Source organism: Thermococcus prieurii (assembly GCF_054657655.1).
This window is the reverse complement of the sequence record NZ_BAAHYH010000002.1, coordinates 986,576-1,004,016: the sequence shown is the minus strand read 5'-3', so window position 1 is coordinate 1,004,016 and position 17,441 is coordinate 986,576. Positions and strand designations below refer to the sequence as shown.

At 54.2% G+C, this 17,441-nt stretch carries 15 protein-coding genes; 12 read left to right on the top strand and 3 right to left on the bottom strand.

Annotated elements, in window-relative coordinates:
• Positions 1 to 121 precede the first annotated feature (121 nt).
• The 12 genes from ACYQ04_RS08785 to ACYQ04_RS08730 all read left to right on the top strand — a co-directional run bounded on the left by ACYQ04_RS08785 (position 122) and on the right by ACYQ04_RS08730 (position 15,927).
• Complete coding sequence (locus ACYQ04_RS08785; RefSeq protein ID WP_042692650.1) at positions 122 to 616, top strand: Gins 23 protein; 495 nt, start codon at positions 122 to 124, stop codon at positions 614 to 616.
• Positions 616 to 7,722 carry an LAGLIDADG family homing endonuclease gene (locus ACYQ04_RS08780; RefSeq protein ID WP_460128888.1) on the top strand — a complete coding sequence of 2,369 codons (7,107 nt, stop codon included), beginning with the start codon at positions 616 to 618 and terminating at the stop codon, positions 7,720 to 7,722. The genes ACYQ04_RS08785 and ACYQ04_RS08780 overlap by 1 nt, the downstream gene beginning before the upstream one ends.
• Positions 7,723 to 7,766: 44 nt before the next feature.
• The gene (locus tag ACYQ04_RS08775; protein WP_042692655.1) at positions 7,767 to 8,195 is read left to right on the top strand and encodes a translation initiation factor IF-2 subunit beta; all 429 of its coding nucleotides are present in this window, start codon (positions 7,767 to 7,769) and stop codon (positions 8,193 to 8,195) included.
• A gap of 122 nt (positions 8,196 to 8,317) precedes the next feature.
• Positions 8,318 to 9,886, top strand: a complete 1,569-nt coding sequence (locus ACYQ04_RS08770; RefSeq protein ID WP_460128885.1) for a carboxyl transferase domain-containing protein — start codon at positions 8,318 to 8,320, stop codon at positions 9,884 to 9,886.
• A 9-nt stretch (positions 9,887 to 9,895) separates the two neighbouring features.
• Positions 9,896 to 10,273, top strand: a complete 378-nt coding sequence (locus tag ACYQ04_RS08765) for an OadG family protein (protein WP_460128883.1) — start codon at positions 9,896 to 9,898, stop codon at positions 10,271 to 10,273.
• Between the two features lie 2 nt (positions 10,274 to 10,275).
• Positions 10,276 to 10,740 (top strand): acetyl-CoA carboxylase biotin carboxyl carrier protein subunit, encoded by a 465-nt coding sequence (locus ACYQ04_RS08760; protein ID WP_460130106.1) that lies wholly within the window; start codon positions 10,276 to 10,278, stop codon positions 10,738 to 10,740.
• 5 nt (positions 10,741 to 10,745) lie between these two features.
• The gene (locus ACYQ04_RS08755) at positions 10,746 to 11,885 is read left to right on the top strand and encodes a sodium ion-translocating decarboxylase subunit beta (RefSeq protein WP_460128881.1); all 1,140 of its coding nucleotides are present in this window, start codon (positions 10,746 to 10,748) and stop codon (positions 11,883 to 11,885) included.
• 70 nt (positions 11,886 to 11,955) lie between these two features.
• Positions 11,956 to 12,798, top strand: a complete 843-nt coding sequence (hhpR, locus tag ACYQ04_RS08750; protein ID WP_460128879.1) for a CBS domain-containing high hydrostatic pressure regulator HhpR — start codon at positions 11,956 to 11,958, stop codon at positions 12,796 to 12,798.
• Between the two features lie 36 nt (positions 12,799 to 12,834).
• Positions 12,835 to 13,875: a homoserine dehydrogenase gene (locus ACYQ04_RS08745; protein WP_460128877.1), complete on the top strand. Its 1,041-nt coding sequence runs from the start codon at positions 12,835 to 12,837 to the stop codon at positions 13,873 to 13,875.
• Positions 13,876 to 13,910: 35 nt separating this feature from the next.
• The gene (locus tag ACYQ04_RS08740; RefSeq protein ID WP_460128875.1) at positions 13,911 to 14,330 is read left to right on the top strand and encodes a hypothetical protein; all 420 of its coding nucleotides are present in this window, start codon (positions 13,911 to 13,913) and stop codon (positions 14,328 to 14,330) included.
• 39 nt (positions 14,331 to 14,369) lie between these two features.
• Positions 14,370 to 14,894: an ASCH domain-containing protein gene (locus ACYQ04_RS08735; protein WP_167728798.1), complete on the top strand. Its 525-nt coding sequence runs from the start codon at positions 14,370 to 14,372 to the stop codon at positions 14,892 to 14,894.
• 88 nt (positions 14,895 to 14,982) lie between these two features.
• Positions 14,983 to 15,927: a hypothetical protein gene (locus ACYQ04_RS08730; RefSeq protein ID WP_460128872.1), complete on the top strand. Its 945-nt coding sequence runs from the start codon at positions 14,983 to 14,985 to the stop codon at positions 15,925 to 15,927.
• Here the strand turns inward: ACYQ04_RS08730 and ACYQ04_RS08725 are convergent.
• Genes ACYQ04_RS08725 through ACYQ04_RS08715 form a run of 3 tightly spaced genes read right to left on the bottom strand, consistent with a single transcriptional unit; the run spans position 15,914 to position 17,431 of the window.
• A complete protein-coding gene (locus tag ACYQ04_RS08725) occupies positions 15,914 to 16,645 on the bottom strand; it encodes a ZPR1 zinc finger domain-containing protein (protein ID WP_460128870.1) in 732 nt (243 codons plus the stop codon). The genes ACYQ04_RS08730 and ACYQ04_RS08725 overlap by 14 nt on opposite strands.
• A 57-nt stretch (positions 16,646 to 16,702) precedes the next feature.
• Positions 16,703 to 17,098, bottom strand: a complete 396-nt coding sequence (locus tag ACYQ04_RS08720) for a cell division protein SepF (protein ID WP_099209770.1) — start codon at positions 17,096 to 17,098, stop codon at positions 16,703 to 16,705.
• Between the two features lie 51 nt (positions 17,099 to 17,149).
• Entirely contained in the window at positions 17,150 to 17,431 is a 282-nt protein-coding gene (locus ACYQ04_RS08715; RefSeq protein ID WP_460128868.1) for a hypothetical protein, read from the bottom strand.
• Positions 17,432 to 17,441 lie beyond the last annotated feature (10 nt).

The following is a 17,441-nucleotide window of genomic DNA, read 5'->3' as shown; positions in this document are numbered from 1 at the left end:
CATCTGTGCTCATGAATGCATTCGAGTGGAAATCGAACTGGCATAACTCCGCGCAACACCGTTCTAAGCTGTTCCGACAAGGTTTATTAGCCGAAGACCTTAGGTCGTTCAAGGTGGTGGTATGTTCACCGGCAGGGCGCTCATCGCTGTAAAGGTGTTAAAGCCCTTCTCTGACTGGAATCAGGGCGACATCGTCCTAATCGAGGACTGGAAGGCGAGGGAACTCTGGGAAGCGGGAGTGGTTGAGATTGTGGACGAAACTGACAAGGTAATCGGCGAGATAGACAAGGCCATCGCCGGCGAGAGAGAAAGCGAGCCGTTAACGGCACTCCCGGCCGGGCTCTACGAGAGGGCCGAGTTCTACCTGTATTACCTCGAAAACTACGTCCGCCTCAATCCGGGCGAGAGCGTCGAGACGATAAACGTCAAGCTGACGAAGCTTGCCAACCTCAAGAAGAAGCTCCGTGACCTGAAGATGATACGCTTCAACAAAATCCTCAAAGCGGTCATGCTGAGGCCCAACAGCCTTGAACTGCTCTCGCGCCTCTCGCCGGAGGAGAGACGGCTCTACCTCCAGATGTCCAAGATAAGGAACGAGTGGCTCGGTGATGCCTGATGGACAGGGAGGAAATGATTTCGCGCTTCGCAAAGTTCCTCCGCGAGTACGTTGACGACGACGGCAACGAGGTCTACATAAACCGCCTCAAGGACCTCCTTACGGTAACGCCGAAGCGCTCCTTGGCCATAGACTGGGCGCACCTCAACTCCTTCGACCCCGAGCTGGCTGAGGAGCTCCTCAACAACCCGGAAGAGGCGATAGCGAGCTGTGAGGACGCGATTCAGATTATCCTCCGCGAGCCCCCGCTCCTCGTTGAAAGGGATTTGAAGGTTCACGCGCGCTTTTACAACCTCCCTCACACGATACTCGTCAAGGAACTGGGGAGCGAGCACATAAACAGGCTGATTCAGGTCGAGGGAATCATCACGCGCGTCAGCGAGGTCAAACCCTTCGTCCAGAGGGCGGTTTTTGTCTGCAAGGACTGCGGAAACGAGATGATTCGCCTCCAGAGGCCCTACGAGAACCTCGTCAAGCCGGCCAAGTGCGACGCCTGTGGTTCAAGAAACGTCGAACTCGACGTGGAAAAAAGTAGGTTCATCAACTTCCAGAGCTTCCGCCTTCAGGACAGGCCCGAGAGCCTCAAAGGTGGCCAGATGCCCCGCTTCGTCGACGCGATTCTGCTCGACGACCTCGTCGACACAGCTCTGCCCGGCGACCGTGTTCTCGTGACCGGAATCCTGCGCGTCATCCTCGAGCAGAGGGACAAGAGGCCGATTTTTAAGAAGGTTCTGGAGGTCAACCACATCGAACAGCTCAGCAAGGAGATTGAAGAACTTGAGATTTCGCCGGAGGACGAGCAGAAGATTCGCGAGCTGGCGAAGAGGAAGGATATCGTTGACGCGATAGTGGACTCGATAGCTCCGGCCATCTGGGGCCACAGGATAGTCAAGAAGGGAATTGCTTTGGCCCTCTTCGGCGGTGTGCAGAGGGTTTTGCCTGATGGAACGAAGTTAAGGGGAGAAAGCCACGTTTTGCTGGTTGGTGACCCGGGTGTTGCTAAGTGCGTTGATTACCACACGAAGGTTCTCCTAGCCGATGGAAGCCTGAAGGAGATTGGTGAGATAGTTGACGAGGCCATCGAGAAGGCAAAAGCCGAAGGAAACCTCGGAAGGGTTGACGATGGCTTCTACGCGCCGATTGACCTCGAACTCTACGCCCTCGACGCGAAAACGCTGAAGGTCAGGAGAGTTAAGGCGAACATCGCCTGGAAGAGAACTGCTCCGGAAAAGATGTTCAGGATAAAGACCGCGAGCGGAAGGGAGATTCGCGTTACCCCAACTCACCCGTTCTTCACCTTCGAAAACGGCCAGTTCAGGACGAGGAAAGCCGGGGAGCTGAGGGTTGGGGACTTTATCGCAACGCCAAAGCGCGACACCGAGCCGAAAGTGGTTCCTGAAACGGAAGACGAAAGCCTGCGGAAGCTCCTCGAAGAGTCTGACATCTTCTGGGACAGGGTTGTCGAAATTGAAGAGTACAAACCCGAGCACGAGTGGGTCTACGACCTCCAGATTCCGGAGCACCACAACTTCATAGCCAACGACATCTTTGTCCACAACAGCCAGCTCCTCCGCTACGTGGCCAACTTAGCCCCAAGGGCGATTTATACGAGCGGTAAGAGCAGTTCGGCGGCCGGTCTCTGCGTTGCTCCGGATTCACTCGTGTTTTCGGATTCAGGGATTCACCAAATCGGTTCGCTCACTGAGAGCTGGATAAGAGACGTTGGCTCAATTAGGTACTCCGACGGCATCGATTATTCCCCCTATCTTGGTGAGAGCCTATCCGCAGAAGGTGGCAAGGTAAAGACCGCTCCGCTGAGCAGGGTCTGGAGACTCAAAGCGCCCAAGGAGCTTGTGAAAATCAAAACAATCACCGGCAAAGAGCTGACACTAACCCCCGAGACGAGACTTTTGACGATTCAGGACGGTGAACCGAAGTGGGTTGAGGCGAGGAATCTTACCAAGAAAGATTACGTTGCAACCCTGAGAAGGCTGACAGTCGAGGAGAAAAAAGTTCCCCTCTTGGAGCTTCTCAACGACCTCGATGACCTCGTTGTGTACGGAATCAAGGGGCAGGTCAAAGAACTCATTGAAGAAGTCACCAAAAAGCTTGGAATAAGCAAGAGAGAGCTTGCGAAGATGCTCGGGGTAAGTGAGAGCACCCTCTACTACAACTGGACGAATCCTAAGGCAAGGGGCAACATAAGAATGAAACACCTCCGCAGGCTCGTTGAGCTGGCCGGCTGGGGCTGGGAAAGGATAGAGGCAGAGGCCGTTTCAATTCAGGCGGGAACGAAGCTTAAGCTCCCCAAGTACCTTGACGAGAGGCTGGCCTACTTTGCCGGACTGGTAGCGGGCGATGGTAGTGTCTCAAAGGCTGGCTGGGGTGTGGCGATAAGGTTCTCAAACAAGAACCCCGAACTGAGACGCAGGTTTGAAGGGCTTGCAAAGGAACTCTTCGGAATTGAAGCTGCGGAGCAGGTTAAAGATGGAGTTCCATCGCTTCGTTTCCACTCAAAGGTTGTGGCACATCTGCTTGAGAAACTGGGCGTTCCTCAGTCTCCGAAGTCCAGCAAGCTCGATATTTCGAACGAACTCTTCACTTCCCCAAAGAGCGTCCTTGCCTCGTACATCAGAGGGCTGTTTGACTGCGACGGCACGGTGGTTATACGGGAAAACGGCTCTTCATACGTTGAGTTCGACACTGTCAGTGAGGGACTCGCCAAGAAGCTCCAGCTCGCCTTGCTCAGGTTTGGAATAGTGGCGCACCTCAGGAGGAGAAAGCGGGCAGGGTACACCTCAAAGTTTGGGAACAGGGAGATAACGTCAAGGCACGACAGGTGGGAGCTTAAAATCTACGGCGAGAACGTTCTGAAGTTCGCGACTGAGATTAGCTTTGAACACCCGGAGAAGGCGAGGAAGCTGGAGGCTCTCATGGAGAGAATGCAGGGGCAGAAGTACGACACCAACGTAGACGTTGTGCCTGGTGTTGGAAAGCTGATAAAGGAGATTAGAACGTTCTACGGCCTAAGCGTCGAGAAAGTCTACGGCTCGAACTTTGGAGCGCTCGTGGAGAAAGGAAAACCCATATCAAGGAAAGCCCTTCTCAGGGTCGTTGAGAACCTTTCAAAGGCAAAACTAGAGGAGTCTCCCGTTGGGCTTTCCGAAGAGCTCAGGAGTGCGATTGGAAAAGCGTTGAAACCAGAGGAGCTGGGAATGGATTACAAGGAATTCTACGAGCTGTTCCTCAGAAAGAGACCGCGCAGGCTTAAGTTTGGGCTTCTCGTCAAGGTGGCAAGGGTTCTTGAAAGCAGAGACAAATCTCTGTACTCCAAACTTGCTTGGCTTCTCAGTGAACATTATGCAAGGGAAGAGAACGTCAAGGCAAAGCTTGAGAAGTTAAAAGAACTTGCTACCTCGGACTACCTGTGGGAGAAAGTCAGGGAAGTAGAAATGATAAAATCGCAGTATGACCACGTCTACGACCTAACGGTAGAGGGCTCTCACAGCTTCATTGCCAATGGTTTTGTCGTCCACAACACGGCCGCCGCAGTCAGGGACGAGTTCACGGGCTCGTGGGTGTTGGAAGCTGGTGTTCTCGTGCTGGCAGATGGCGGGTTCGCTTGCCTCCACCCGGATTCACGGGTTCTTGTAGATGGAAAATACCAGAGAATCGAAGACCTCTTCGAGCTTGAGAAGTCATACAAGGCGCTCTCCGACGGCCAAATCGTGGACATTCAGGAGAAGGAGATGGAGGTTACTGCCCTCGACCTCGGAAGCATGAGGACGAAAACTTCCAAGGCCACGATAATCCGCAGGAAGCCCTGGAAGGGGGAGCTGTTAAAGCTCAAGTTCCGCTCGGGCAACGAGGTAACCCTAACTCCCGACCACCTTCTCATAGACGGCCAGACCCTTGAGTGGAAGGAGGCGGAGAAGTTTAAGGTTGGCGATATGATGGTTGCTCCGCTGAAGCTTCCATCAGTGGGGAGAAGAGTGTATCTGCTCGATATTTTGCCCCCGGACTGGAAGGTTAAGCTAACCCCCGAAGAAAAGAACGAACTGAAGCGAGAAATCCTCAGGAGATTCAAGAGCCTCGCGGAGTTCAACAGGGAGTATGGCGTTTCAAAGGACTTCCTCTCTGGAAAGGGTTCTATCCGCGTCGGGAAGTTCAGGGAGATACTGCGTGAGCTGGGACTCTACGAGAAGTGGCGTGAGAGGCCTCTAACCTATGGTCCGAACTACCGCAGGGAGCGCCTTAAAGTGGCCTACATAACACCGGAGCTTGCGTACTTCCTCGGATTCCTCTACGGCGACGGGTGGATAAAGAGGAACGGATCTAAGGTTCACGTTCGCATCGTGCAGTCGAAGGTTCACAAAGACCAGATTAGGGCCATCAGGAGGGCATTTGAGAGCTTCTACGATGGACCATTGAGAGAGTACGAGAGAACCACGAGGAGCGAGCTTGCTGGCAATAAAATAGAGAGCGACGCGATAACGTTCCATGTTAGCTCGCCACTGCTCGCCTACCTGTACGAGTATCTCACCGAAGACAACCTGAAAAACGCATTCTCTCTGGACGATGAGGCGCTGAAAGCGTTTATCGCGGGTGCTCTCGATTCGGACGGCTGTGTCTCAGTCAAGAAGAGCAAGAGGGGAAGCGTGGTTCACATAGAATTCCTGCTCTCAAATGATTTGGAAAGAGACAAGGCCTTCTCACTGCTCCTCAGGAGGTTTGACGTGTACGCCCGTGTGATTCCAGGGAAAGGCGTGAACAGGATTAGAGTAACTGGAAGGGAGGACGTCATAAACCTCCTCAACGCGGTTAAGGATTACAGCGTTAAGGTCAAGGAGATACCCATCAAAAAGCATCTCGTCTCGGCGAGGAGCGACAAAGTGCCGGCAGAACCCGTTAGGAAAATTGCTAGGGCCATCATCGAGAGCGTTCCTGCCAAAGTACTGCAGGAGAGAGGACTCTGGAGTACCGTTTATTCTTACGCCAAGGGCAAGTATCAGCCCGGCAGGATTCAGCTCAGAAAACTCATCGAGAGGCTTAGCGATGTCCTGAGTCCAGAAATCAAGATTAAGCTCGAAGTTCTTGCCACAAGGGATTATCTCCTTGACGAAATAGTCTCCATCGAGCGCGTTCCCTACGAGGGCTACGTTTACGACCTCTACGTGCCGGGTGAGCACAACTTCCTGGCCGAGGGAATCATAGTTCACAACTGCATTGACGAGTTCGACAAGATGAGTGACCGTGACAGGAGCGCGATTCACGAAGCGCTGGAACAGCAGAGCTACCACCACGACTTTGAGCTTCTCCTCGCTGACGGCAGGAAGGTGAAGATAGGCGAGCTGGTGAATTCCCTAATTGAGGCCAACCGCGATAAGGTGATACTCGGCAGGGACACCGAGATACTGCCCGTTGATGACATAGAGCTCCTCGCGTACGACCTCGAGCGGAAGAAAATCGTAAAGGTTAAAGCGGACCGCGTGAGCAGGCACAGAGCGCCGGATAAGTTCATACGGCTGAGGTTCTCGAACGGCAGGGAGATAACCGTAACCCCAGAGCACCCGATTATGGTGTGGGAGGACGGCGAAATAAGGGAGAAGCCGGCGGAGGAAATCAACCCGAGGGACATCGTCCTCGGGGTTGCCCGCTATCCCATCGAACTGCTCCCAGTTGAGGGAGAGCTTTTCAGGGACCCCAAAGACGCCGAGGCCAAAGCGGACTATCTCTACTCTCAGGGAAGGGTTGCGAGGGTGAAGCGCACTCGTGGAGGGTACATTGTGGAAGAGATAGAGAAGGCTTTTCCCCGCCCACTGATTAGACATTTAACCAAAGCTGGCAGAATCCTTGGCGTTGTTCAGCTCCCCGCGGAAAGGAGGAGGTTTGCCATTCCGCTAATCAGGGAGAGCTTCATTAGGCCCTACCTGGAGAGGGTCCTGTCGAGGATTGAGGAGTTAAGAACTCTCTCCGAAAATGACCCGTCAAAGGCCGTGGATTTGCTATCTCGCTCAAAGATATACTCTTACACGGGGGTTACGGCCGATAAATTGAAGAAACGCGCCGAACTTGGTGACCGCTGGGCAATTTCGGCTATAAAAACGTTAGCCGAGGGCACAATCAGGAAAGCCGAAAAAGAACTTGAGAGTTTCCTCAGCTACTGGAACGGCAACATCAACTTCCTCAGGGTTACGAAGGTCGAGGAAATCCCCAACGACCGCTGGGAGTGGGTCTACGACGTGACCGTTGAGCCGTACCACCTCTTCGTCTCCCACGGGCTGGTTCTCCACAACACGATAAGCATCTCCAAGGCCGGCATTACAGCCACCCTCAACGCGAGGACGACCGTTATAGCCGCCGCCAACCCGAAGTTCGGTCGCTTTAACAGGCACAAGTCCCTCCCCGAACAGCTCGACCTTCCGCCGACCCTGCTGAGCCGTTTTGACCTCATATTCCTCCTGCTCGACGAGCCGGACGAGAAGGTCGACGCGAGCATCGCCGAGCACATACTCAAGGTTCGCAGGGGGGAGGCAGAGGTTGTTACGCCGAAGATACCCTACGACCTCCTCAAGAAGTACATAGCCTACGCGAGGAAGAACGTCCACCCGGTCCTGAGCAGGGAAGCGATGGAGGAAATCAAGCGCTACTACGTCAAGATGAGGAAGGGCCTGAAGAGGGGCGACGAGGAGGGCGTCCAGCCGATTCCGATAACCGCGAGACAGCTTGAGGCCCTCATACGTCTCAGTGAGGCCCACGCGAGGATGAGACTGAGCGAGACGGTAACGCGCGAAGATGCGAGAGCGGCGATAGAGCTCATCGAGGCTATGATGAGGACGATAGCAGTTGACGAGGAGGGCAACATAGACGTCTCAATCCTTGAGATAGGCAAGAGCTCCAAGAAGCTTAACAAGATAGAGAAACTGGTCGATATAATCAAGAACCTCGAAGGGGAAGGCGACTACGGAGCGCCGGCAGAGAAGGTAATCGAGGCCGCGAAGCAGGCCGGGGTTGGTAGTAAGCGCGAGGTCGAGAAGCTCATCGAGGAGCTCAAGGCAGACGGCAGAATCTACGAGCCGAGGGCGGGCTTTTACAGGGTGCTCTAACAAAGGTTATAAAGCGAAGGGGAAACCTATGAGGGGGTGAGAAGATGAGCGAGAGCATTGACTTTTACGACTTCGAGAAGCTCCTCGATAAGGCTTACGAGGAGTTGCCCGAGAACGTGAAGTCCCACAAGTCCCGTTTCGAGGTTCCGCCGGCGGTCGTTACAATAGCCGGTAACAGGACGATAATCGAGAACTTCGTTGACATTGCCGAGGCCATGAATCGCGACCCGAACCATCTCCTGAAGTTCATCCTACGCGAGGTTGCAACGGCAGGAACGCTCGAGGGCAGGCGCGTAATCCTCCAGGGACGCTTCACTCCGTACTTAATAGCCAACAAGATGAAGAAGTACCTCAAGGAGTACGTCATCTGTCCGGTCTGTGGAAGTCCAGATACCAAGATTATCAAGCGTGGACGCTTCCACTTCCTCAAGTGTGAGGCCTGTGGTGCCGAAACGCCAATCCAGCACCTCTGAGGTCTTCCTTCTTTTTTCCCAGCCATTGGACAAATTATCCACTCTTGGATGAATTTCGCTCCTCAAAAACCCTTTTAAACTTTACAAACTACAACCCCCAAGAAATCAAGGGGGTTACTCTCATGGGCATGGAGGAGAAGCTCAACGAGCTTTACGAGAGGAGGGAAAAGATTCTCGCCATGGGCGGGGAGAAGGCCGTCGAGAAACAGCACGCCAAGGGCAAGCTCACCGCCCGCGAGAGGATTGAGAAGCTCCTTGACCCCGGAAGCTTCGTGGAAATCGGCATGTTCGTCAAGCACAGGGGGACTGAGTTCGGCCTCGACAAGAAGGAACTGCCCGCGGACGGCGTCGTTACTGGCTACGGAACCATCGATGGCAGGCTCGTTTTCGTCTACGCGCAGGACTTCACCGTCATGGGCGGTTCGCTCGGTGAGATGCACGCGATGAAGATAAAGCGCGTCATGGAGCTGGCCCTTGAAGCCGGTGCCCCTGTCATAGGCCTCAACGACTCAGGAGGAGCGAGGATTCAGGAGGGTGTTGACGCGCTCAAGGGCTACGGCGAGATTTTCAAGATGAACACGATTCTCAGCGGTGTGGTTCCGCAGATTACCGCGATAATGGGTCCCTGTGCCGGCGGAGCCGTTTACAGCCCTGCTATCGGAGACTTCATTCTCATGGTGGACAACCCGGCGAGCTTCATGTTCATCACCGGGCCTCAGGTCGTCAAAGCGGTTACCGGCGTTGAGGTTACTCCAGTTCAGCTCGGCGGAGCGATGGTTCACGCGCAGAGGGCCGGTCAGGCCCACCTCATAGGCAAGAGCGACGAGGAAGTTCTGGCTTTGATAAGGCGCCTCGTTGGCTACCTGCCGTCCAACAACATGGAGAAGCCTCCAAAGGTCAAGACGAGCGATTTACCCTTCAGGAAGAGCGAGAGGCTCTATGAGATTGTCCCGGACGACCCGAACAAGCCCTACGACGTCAGGGAGGTCATCTATGAGATAGTTGACCGCGACGAGAACGGTAACCCCGACTTCCTTGAGATACTCCCCTACTTCGCCCCGAACGCCGTCGTCGGCTTTGGAAGGATGAACGGCCAGACCGTTGGAATCATCGCCAACAATCCCAAGTACTTCGCTGGAGTTCTCGACATAGACAGCTCGGACAAGATTGCCAGGTTTGTTAGAACCTGCGACGCCTTCAACATCCCGATAGTCACGCTCGTGGACGTCCCCGGTTACCTGCCCGGCGTTGACCAGGAAAGCAGGGGAATAATCAGGCACGGCGCGAAGGTTCTCTACGCCTACGCCGAGGCGACGGTTCCGATGGTGACCGTTATCCTCAGAAAGGCCTACGGTGGGGCTTACCTCGCGATGGGAAGCAAGCACCTCGGGGCCGACTTCGTCTTCGCCTGGCCGACAGCGGAGATAGCTGTCATGGGCCCTGAGGGAGCGGCGAACATCATATTCAGGAAAGAAATCGCAGCGGCCGAGAACCCGGAGGAAGTTAGAGGGCAGAAGATAGCCGAGTACCGCGAGAAGTTCGCCAACCCGTACGTAGCAGCGGCCAGAGGTTACATCGACGACGTCATCGACCCTGCTGAAACGAGGGGCAAGGTGATTATGGCGCTTGAGGCCCTCGAGAGCAAGCGCGTCAAGCTCCCGCCGAAGAAGCACGGCAACATACCGCTGTGAGGTGAAAGCATGAGCCAGCTCACCGAAGGCGGATGGATTACCGTCATAGGAATCACCGTTGTCTTCGCCATACTCACCATTTTGGCCATCATCCTCTACGCCATAGGCGCCTTCGAGCGCGGTATGACTGGAAGGGCCAAGAAGGCCGAGGAAAAGGCCGCTGAGGAGACTGAGGAGAAGCCTGAGGTTGTCGAGAAAACTGAAGAAATTCCCCCGAGGGATTTGGCCATCATCACTGCCTCAATCCTCGCCTACCTCGCGAAGAAGGCCGAGGTTGCCAGGCCATTGCCCTTTAAGAGGAAAGTTTCCGATGCGTGGCGCCTCTACGGTTTACAGAGTGGTATGGATGAGGTTGAGAACTTCAACTACGAGATGAGGAAGTGGTGAAGATGAAGGTTAAGGTCATCATCGATGGAAGGGAGTACGAGGTTGAGGTTGAAGAGCTCGCCGGCGGGAAGTTCAAGGTCAGATTCGAGGGCAAGAGCTACGAGGTCAAGGCCGAAGGGCTGGGAATAGCGCTCCCAAGCGTTCCCGAAACTGCCAGCACTCCCTCGGCGGTTTCTGCCCCAGCCCCCGCATCAATCCCTGCTCCTGCTCCGGTTAGTGCCCCGGCTCCTTCGCCTGCTCCTGCGAGTGCTTCGCCGAATACTGTTACTGCTCCGATGCCTGGGAAGATTTTGAGGGTTCTCGTGAGTGAGGGGCAGGAGGTTAGGACTGGTCAGGGTTTGGTTGTGCTTGAGGCTATGAAGATGGAGAACGAAATCCCCGCTCCGAAAGACGGGATTGTAAAGAAAATCTACGTGAAGGAAGGCGACACCGTAAACACCGGCGACCCACTCATAGAACTCGGGTGATTGCCATGACGAGCTTCGTGGACTTCCTGAGCACAATGGGCCTGCTTCACCTCACGGTAGGAAACCTCATCATGATTGCAGTGGGCCTGACGCTCGTCTACCTCGCGATACGCTACAAGATGGAGCCGCTGCTTCTGCTCCCGATAGGCATCACGGCAGTTCTCGTCAACCTCCCCCTCAACGGCATAGCAAACTGCCCGACCACGGGGCCTCTCTGCTCCCACCCCGGCCTTTTCGACATAATCTACCACTACCTCATCAAGACGGAGATAGTGCCGCTCCTCATATTCTTCGGCCTAGGGGCGATGACCGACTTCGGGCCGCTCATAGCTGACCCAAAGACCGCTCTCCTCGGCGCGGCGGCGCAGGTTGGCGTCTTCGTTGCCATGCTTACCGCTCTCGCGCTGGGCTTCAACATCCATGAGGCCGCTTCAATAGGAATAATCGGCGGCGCGGACGGGCCGACGACGATATACCTCACCACAAAGCTCGCGCCCCAGATACTCGCCGCGACCGCGGTAGCAGCCTACAGTTACATGAGCCTCGTCCCATTGATTCAGCCGCCCATCATAAAGGCCCTCACCACCCCCGAGGAGAGGCGCATAAGGATGGAGCAGTTGAGACCCGTTTCAAAGCGCGAGAAAATCCTCTTCCCGATAGTCACGATGATAGTCATCGGCCTGCTCGTTCCCAGCGCGGCGCCGCTGATAGGAATGCTCATGATGGGCAACCTCTTCCGCGAGAGCGGCGTCGTTCCAAGGCTCACCAAGGCTGCACAGGAGGAACTCATGAACATCGTGACGATATTCCTCGGGCTCGGTGTCGGCTCAACCATGAGGGCCCAGAGCTTCCTCACGCCCCAGACCCTGGAGATACTGGGACTCGGCATCGTCGCCTTCGCCAGCGCAACCGCTGGAGGAGTGCTCTTCGGAAAGCTCATGAGCAAGCTCTCAGGTGGCAAGATAAACCCGATGATAGGCGCTGCGGGAGTTTCGGCGGTGCCTATGAGCGCGCGCGTCGTGCAGAGACTGGCCAGTGAGGAGGACCCGGGCAACTTCATCCTCATGCACGCAATGGGTCCGAACGTCGCCGGTGTTATTGGAACCGCCGTTGTCGCGGGTGTTTTCCTCGCGCTCCTCGGCTGACGTTCCGTCCATTTTCTTTTCTAAAACCTTAAATAGGGGGGCACCGTCTTAGGTTAAGCGGTGGTAGAACATGAGGGTAAAGACCCTGATGACAAAGGACCCAGTGGTAATTCAGTTGCCGGCGACAAGGGAGTACGCCCTCGAGCTCTTCAGAAAATACAACGTTCGCTCGTTTCCGGTCGTTAACAGGGAAGGCAAGCTCGTCGGGATAATCAGCATCAAGAACGTCCTCATAAATCCGGACGAGGACCAGTTGGCAATGCTCGTGAAGCGGGACGTTCCAATTGTCAAGGCCAACGACGACCTCAAAAAGGCAGTTAGGAGAATGCTCGACACTGACTACCGGCGCGTCGTTGTCGTTGATGACGAGGAGAAGCCAATAGGAATCCTGACGGTAGGCGACATCGTTAGGCGCTACCTGGCCAAGAACGAGAAGCTAAAGGACATAACGATTGAGCCATACTATCAGAAGTACGTCAGTGCGGTGTGGCGTGGGACCCCCCTCAAGGCGGCCTTGAAGGCTTTACTCCTGTGCAACGCGATGGCGATTCCGGTTATAGATGACGACGGAAACCTAATAGGAATGGTTGATGAGACCGACCTGCTCAAGGACAGTGAGGTAGTCAGGGTCATGAAGCAGACGGCCCTTTCGGCCTCAAGCGAGGAGGACTGGATTCTTGAGAGCAATCCGACGCTTCTCTTTGAGAAGGCCGAGCTCCAGCTTCCAAAGAAGCCCGTTGAGGATATAATGAACCCCAACGTCGTCGTGGCAACGCCTCACATGAGCGTCTACGAGGTCGCCCAGAAGATGGTTGAGTATCACATAGAACAGTTGCCAGTCATCAAAGGGGAAGGAGAGCTCGTCGGCATAGTTAGGGACATGGACATAATCAAGGTAATCCTCAACAAGTGATTTAAGCCCTTCCCCCTTTTCTATTCCGGTGATGGGATGGAGGTGAAGGTTGGGCTCTTCGGCTTCGGCAACGTTGGCAGAGCCGTTGCGCGGGTTCTGATTGAGAAGGAGCGCTTCTTCCGGGAGAGGTACGGTTTATCCTTCAGGGTCGTCAGCATTTCAGACACGAGCGGGATGATTTGGCTTCCAGAGGGAATTGACCTGAGGGAGGCTCTGCTCGTCAAGGAGAACTTTGGAAAGCTCAGTAAATGGACCAACGACTACGAGGTTTATAACTTCTCGCCGGCCGAGGCTGTGAGGGAGATTGAGGCCGATGTTGTGATTGACGTGACCAACGATAGAAACGCCCACGAATGGCACCTTGAGGCGCTGAGGGACGGAAAGGCCGTCGTTACGAGCAACAAGCCACCACTGGCGTTCCACTACGCGGAGCTTACTGGTGAAGCCGAGCGGAGAGGCCTGCCGTACCTCTTCGAGGCTACGGTTATGGCCGGGACGCCAATCATCGGGCTCCTCCGCGAGAACATGCTCGGCGACTCGGTAAGGAGAATAAAGGCCGTCCTGAACGCGACTACCACATTCATACTCTCAAGGATGGAGCAGGGGATTGACTTCGAGAAGGCGGTAAAGCAGGCGCAGGAGCTTGGCATAGCCGAGAGGGACCCGAGCGGAGACGTCCTCGGAATTGACGCCGGCTACAAGGCGACTATACTCCACTGCGTTGCCTTTAAGCCAATTACCTTCGACGAGATTGCCGTCAAGGGCATCGCGGAGGTTACGGTTGACGAGGTTAAGAGGGCTCTTGCAAAGGGGAAGAGGATTAGGCTCGTCGCGACAATCGAGGAAAAGGACGTTAGGGTCGCCCCGGAAGAGGTTTCAGGCCCGCTCGCGGTTTCGAGCAACGAGAACGTGGCGTTAATAGAGAGCGACCTTCTGGGAGAGCTTTTCATTAAAGGGGCCGGCGCCGGGCTGAAGGAGACGGCGAGCGGGGTTGTGAGCGACCTCGTGAAGGCTTCATTTGAACTTGAGAAGGTTAGAGAGCTTGATTATTTATTTAATCCATCCAAATATTTTTAAGTATGTACTCCACTAATTTAATAGGTGATGCATAAATGAGTTGGAACTGTAATTCTATTTGTGGATTCTGGGGATACAAAGGCCCTATGCTAAAAAGTGCGGCAGTATTTCTTCTCATTGGAGGCAAGGACGAAACAGGCAATATGTACGTTATAGTAGCAGACTTACCGTCCGAAGCTATGTTGAGTGCACCGATAAGTACGAGTGGCGGAAACGCGGAGTTAGTATATGCTACTTTAAAAAAAGAGCTAAGTAATCGTTGTTCTAAAGATGACACTTCTAATATTAAATGGTTTAGTTGGACAAAGAGTCGCATTGATGAAGTTATAGAAAAAGATAATGGTGAACTAGAGTATAAAACACCAAGTTATGAAATACGTTCGATTCTCCGGAAACTTGTAGAAGAGTGTCCCTGGGCGAGGATTTTGACAGAAAAATATAACTACAAATTATAGTTATATTCTTCCTTTACAAGCTTAGAAATCGGTGAAAGCATGGAGCACGTCATAGCGCTCCACCAGGTTTACGCCGAGCTGATATTCAGGGGCCTCAAAACGGTCGAGGTCAGGAAGAGGAAGGCCTTCGACGAGGGTGACCTGGTGTTCCTCTACATAGCGCGGGGAAACCCCTACGAGCTGAGGGACACGCTGAGGAGGCTCAACCTTCACGAGGAGCAGACGCTAACCCAGAGGGGAACAATAGCTGGAGGCTTCGAGGTTGGTGAGGTGATAAAGGCCGACCTTGAGACCCTCTGGGAGATGGCGAAGGATACGAGCGGTTTAACTCTTGTCCACGGCGAGAACGGGAAGAACTGGCTGGCCAACTACATCAAGGACTACGGCTACGTCTTCACCATCGAGAGGCCGTTTCTCTTCAAGGAACCCATGAGCAGGGAGGAGATGAAGGAGCGCTACGGAATCCACGTCGAGGGCATAATCCACCTCTCAAGGAAGACGAGGAAGCCGTGGGTCAGGGCCCTGATTGAGGACCTGCTCGCGAGGGACTACTTCTACCCCTGACGATTTTAGGGCTTCCTAACGCGCCTGCAAACCTTTTTAAGCTCCTCTCCCCCAGTTCTTGACTACCAGCAAAGTGGATGTGTTCTGAATGAAGTTTGGGATTAGATACGTTCTGGCGTTTCTTCTCGTGGGACTCGTTCTCGCGGGAAGCGGGTGTATGAGCTCCGGGACGAGCAGTTCAACGCCGTCCGCGACCGATACCTTCTCAGAGAAAAGTTCCGAGAAAACTCCGACCGAGACTACCGAAGACGTCAAGCTCAACGCCGACCTGCCGGTCACACTCAAGTTCGACACGATGAGGGTCGTTGTATCGGACGTTGACGAGCCCTTCATCGATGTCATAACGAGCGAAACCGGGAGCACCGATGCGGTCGTGGTCGTTCCAGAGGACTCCTATAATGTTCTCGAAACCGACGACGGCTACGTCGTTAAAATCGACTACTCAGACGGCTACTACATCAACATTGACTACTCATACAGCGACGACGAACCCCTCAAGACGTTCTATTACCTTGAAACCGACGATGACTACCTCGTAGTCAAATCGCGCGACTATTTTGGCGTGGTTGACGACACCGACCTGGGTGGCGACATCGAAAATGCAGTGGAGATGTCCAAGAGCGCGGACAACCTCGGTGAGTACACACTCATGGTGGCCGAGCCCAACGGCAGGCACATGACCTTCAACCCGGACAGCGATGACGTTGACGTTATAACTGGCAACGTTTACATGGCCGACGAGGACGTCGCGAAGGTGGGCAGGCCCTACGTTTTCATTCAAATCGTTGACAACGGCGGTTCGCTCGACGTGAGCGACGTCACCAAGGGCGTCGCCGGCGACATGGCCTTCGGAATGCCCTTCATACTTGAATACTCCAACTACGTGAACGGCGACGACGTCTTCAGCGTCATCGCGGTAAGCATGGATGACTATAAGAAACTCGCGAACGGGGAAGCTGAGCTAAACTTCGACGGAAGAAACGTGGAGGTAAATGGAATCGAGGACAAGGTCTTCGTCCTCATTTCTCACTGAGCTCTTTCCCCTCTTTTTTGGTTTCTTCTGGGTTTTTACCGCCTTCCCCGGCTTCTTCTTGCCCCTCAAGCTCCTCCGGGTTGACTATCTGGTACGGCCCGAGGCTCAGCTTCTGGATTTCCTCCTCGGTTAGGAGCCTGCTCCTGACCTTCTCGCCTATGAGCGCGCTGTTGCCCAGAGGGTCAGCTATCCTCACCGTCAGAGGTTTCTTCCCTTCCTTGACGTCCTCGATGTACTGGAGTATCTCGTCGGCCTTCTTTACCGCTTCCTCGTCGCCCTCCTGCTTCCTGAACTCCCTCGCCATTAGCAGGGTTTCGCGAACCCTCTCAAGAACGCCCTCAACGTTCGTGATGAAGCCTTCAGATGCCGGCCCAGGTTCAATCTTGACGCCTATCTCCTCCAGCTCTATCGTCCCGCTCTTGCTCCTGACGACGCGCGTGAATAAATCTTTCTCGTTCTCGACCTTAACCGTGTAAAGCTTCGGTGGCCTGTCTTCGAGTATCATGACGTCAGCGTTTCTATAACCACACTTCTCACAGATTATCGTGCTCTCCATGACCTTGCCGAAGTAGGGAATCTCGTGGATGTGCTGAATGGCCTTGAGCGTTCCCTTTCCACCGCAGATGGGACAGTCACCGAGGCTTACGACCTGAACCTCACCGAGCTCGGGGTCAACCTTCACCCTTTCACTCCTCTTTTCCTCCTTACTCATGAGCATCACCGAGAAGAGAACCGAGGTGGTGTTTATAAAGACGAGGTTTGAAAAAGGAAAGCCTCACTTGACAATCTTTATGTCGTTCGGCAGGAGGATAAGCTTAACCTCGGTCTTGCATATCTTGGCCGCCTGCCCTCCGAGCGCTCCAACCATACCCTTGAGCTGCTCCGCGACCTTTTCTAGGACATCCGGTCTCTTTTCAAGCGGTGTCAGGTCAACTATAACGATGTTACCCTCGTGGAGCTCGTTGGAAATTCTCTCTAGGTCGGAGTAGCTGGTCACGGTTATCTTCTTCAAGTAGCGAACCTGGGGCTTGACGAGCTCCTTAGCAAGAACATCCTCCTCAATCGGTACGACATCGATGTCATGCCTGGGAGCAACTTCCTTCTTAACGCTCGCGGGAGGCTTCATTTTAGGCTTGCTTTCTTTCTTTTTGAGGCTGTCGAACAATCCCATGAGGGTTCCCCCCGGTTAATCGTAAAGCCGTTTAGTTTTATGCCTTTTCCTTTATAGCTCTTTCCCAAACTCCTTGGGGTTTTCCCCGCGGAGCTCGAAGAGCCCGAGAAGAGAGAGTGCAAAGGCAACCATTCCGGACACAATAACTAGGAGATTAGACGTCCTCCACCCCTTGTCGTTGGCTATGTACAGCCCCCAAACCAAGAGGGCCAGTCCCCACATGGCGGTTGTAAGGAGTAAATCTTTCTTTCTCTCTTCCCGTAGGAGAAGGTAAAGGGTCCTAACGGCGAAGCCCGCGAATATTATTGCGGCGATGATGTTCATCACGTCCATGTTTATCACC

What these genes read in the sequence shown, in the direction of transcription:
- ACYQ04_RS08785 (WP_042692650.1), top strand. Translation starts at nt 122, where the DNA reads ATGTTCACCGGCAGGGCGCTCATCGCTGTAAAGGTGTTAAAGCCCTTC.
- ACYQ04_RS08780 (WP_460128888.1), top strand. Translation starts at nt 616, where the DNA reads ATGGACAGGGAGGAAATGATTTCGCGCTTCGCAAAGTTCCTCCGCGAG.
- ACYQ04_RS08775 (WP_042692655.1), top strand. Translation starts at nt 7,767, where the DNA reads ATGAGCGAGAGCATTGACTTTTACGACTTCGAGAAGCTCCTCGATAAG.
- ACYQ04_RS08770 (WP_460128885.1), top strand. Translation starts at nt 8,318, where the DNA reads ATGGGCATGGAGGAGAAGCTCAACGAGCTTTACGAGAGGAGGGAAAAG.
- ACYQ04_RS08765 (WP_460128883.1), top strand. Translation starts at nt 9,896, where the DNA reads ATGAGCCAGCTCACCGAAGGCGGATGGATTACCGTCATAGGAATCACC.
- ACYQ04_RS08760 (WP_460130106.1), top strand. Translation starts at nt 10,276, where the DNA reads ATGAAGGTTAAGGTCATCATCGATGGAAGGGAGTACGAGGTTGAGGTT.
- ACYQ04_RS08755 (WP_460128881.1), top strand. Translation starts at nt 10,746, where the DNA reads ATGACGAGCTTCGTGGACTTCCTGAGCACAATGGGCCTGCTTCACCTC.
- hhpR (WP_460128879.1), top strand. Translation starts at nt 11,956, where the DNA reads ATGAGGGTAAAGACCCTGATGACAAAGGACCCAGTGGTAATTCAGTTG.
- ACYQ04_RS08745 (WP_460128877.1), top strand. Translation starts at nt 12,835, where the DNA reads ATGGAGGTGAAGGTTGGGCTCTTCGGCTTCGGCAACGTTGGCAGAGCC.
- ACYQ04_RS08740 (WP_460128875.1), top strand. Translation starts at nt 13,911, where the DNA reads ATGAGTTGGAACTGTAATTCTATTTGTGGATTCTGGGGATACAAAGGC.
- ACYQ04_RS08735 (WP_167728798.1), top strand. Translation starts at nt 14,370, where the DNA reads ATGGAGCACGTCATAGCGCTCCACCAGGTTTACGCCGAGCTGATATTC.
- ACYQ04_RS08730 (WP_460128872.1), top strand. Translation starts at nt 14,983, where the DNA reads ATGAAGTTTGGGATTAGATACGTTCTGGCGTTTCTTCTCGTGGGACTC.
- ACYQ04_RS08725 (WP_460128870.1), bottom strand. Translation starts at nt 16,645, where the DNA reads ATGCTCATGAGTAAGGAGGAAAAGAGGAGTGAAAGGGTGAAGGTTGAC.
- ACYQ04_RS08720 (WP_099209770.1), bottom strand. Translation starts at nt 17,098, where the DNA reads ATGGGATTGTTCGACAGCCTCAAAAAGAAAGAAAGCAAGCCTAAAATG.
- ACYQ04_RS08715 (WP_460128868.1), bottom strand. Translation starts at nt 17,431, where the DNA reads ATGGACGTGATGAACATCATCGCCGCAATAATATTCGCGGGCTTCGCC.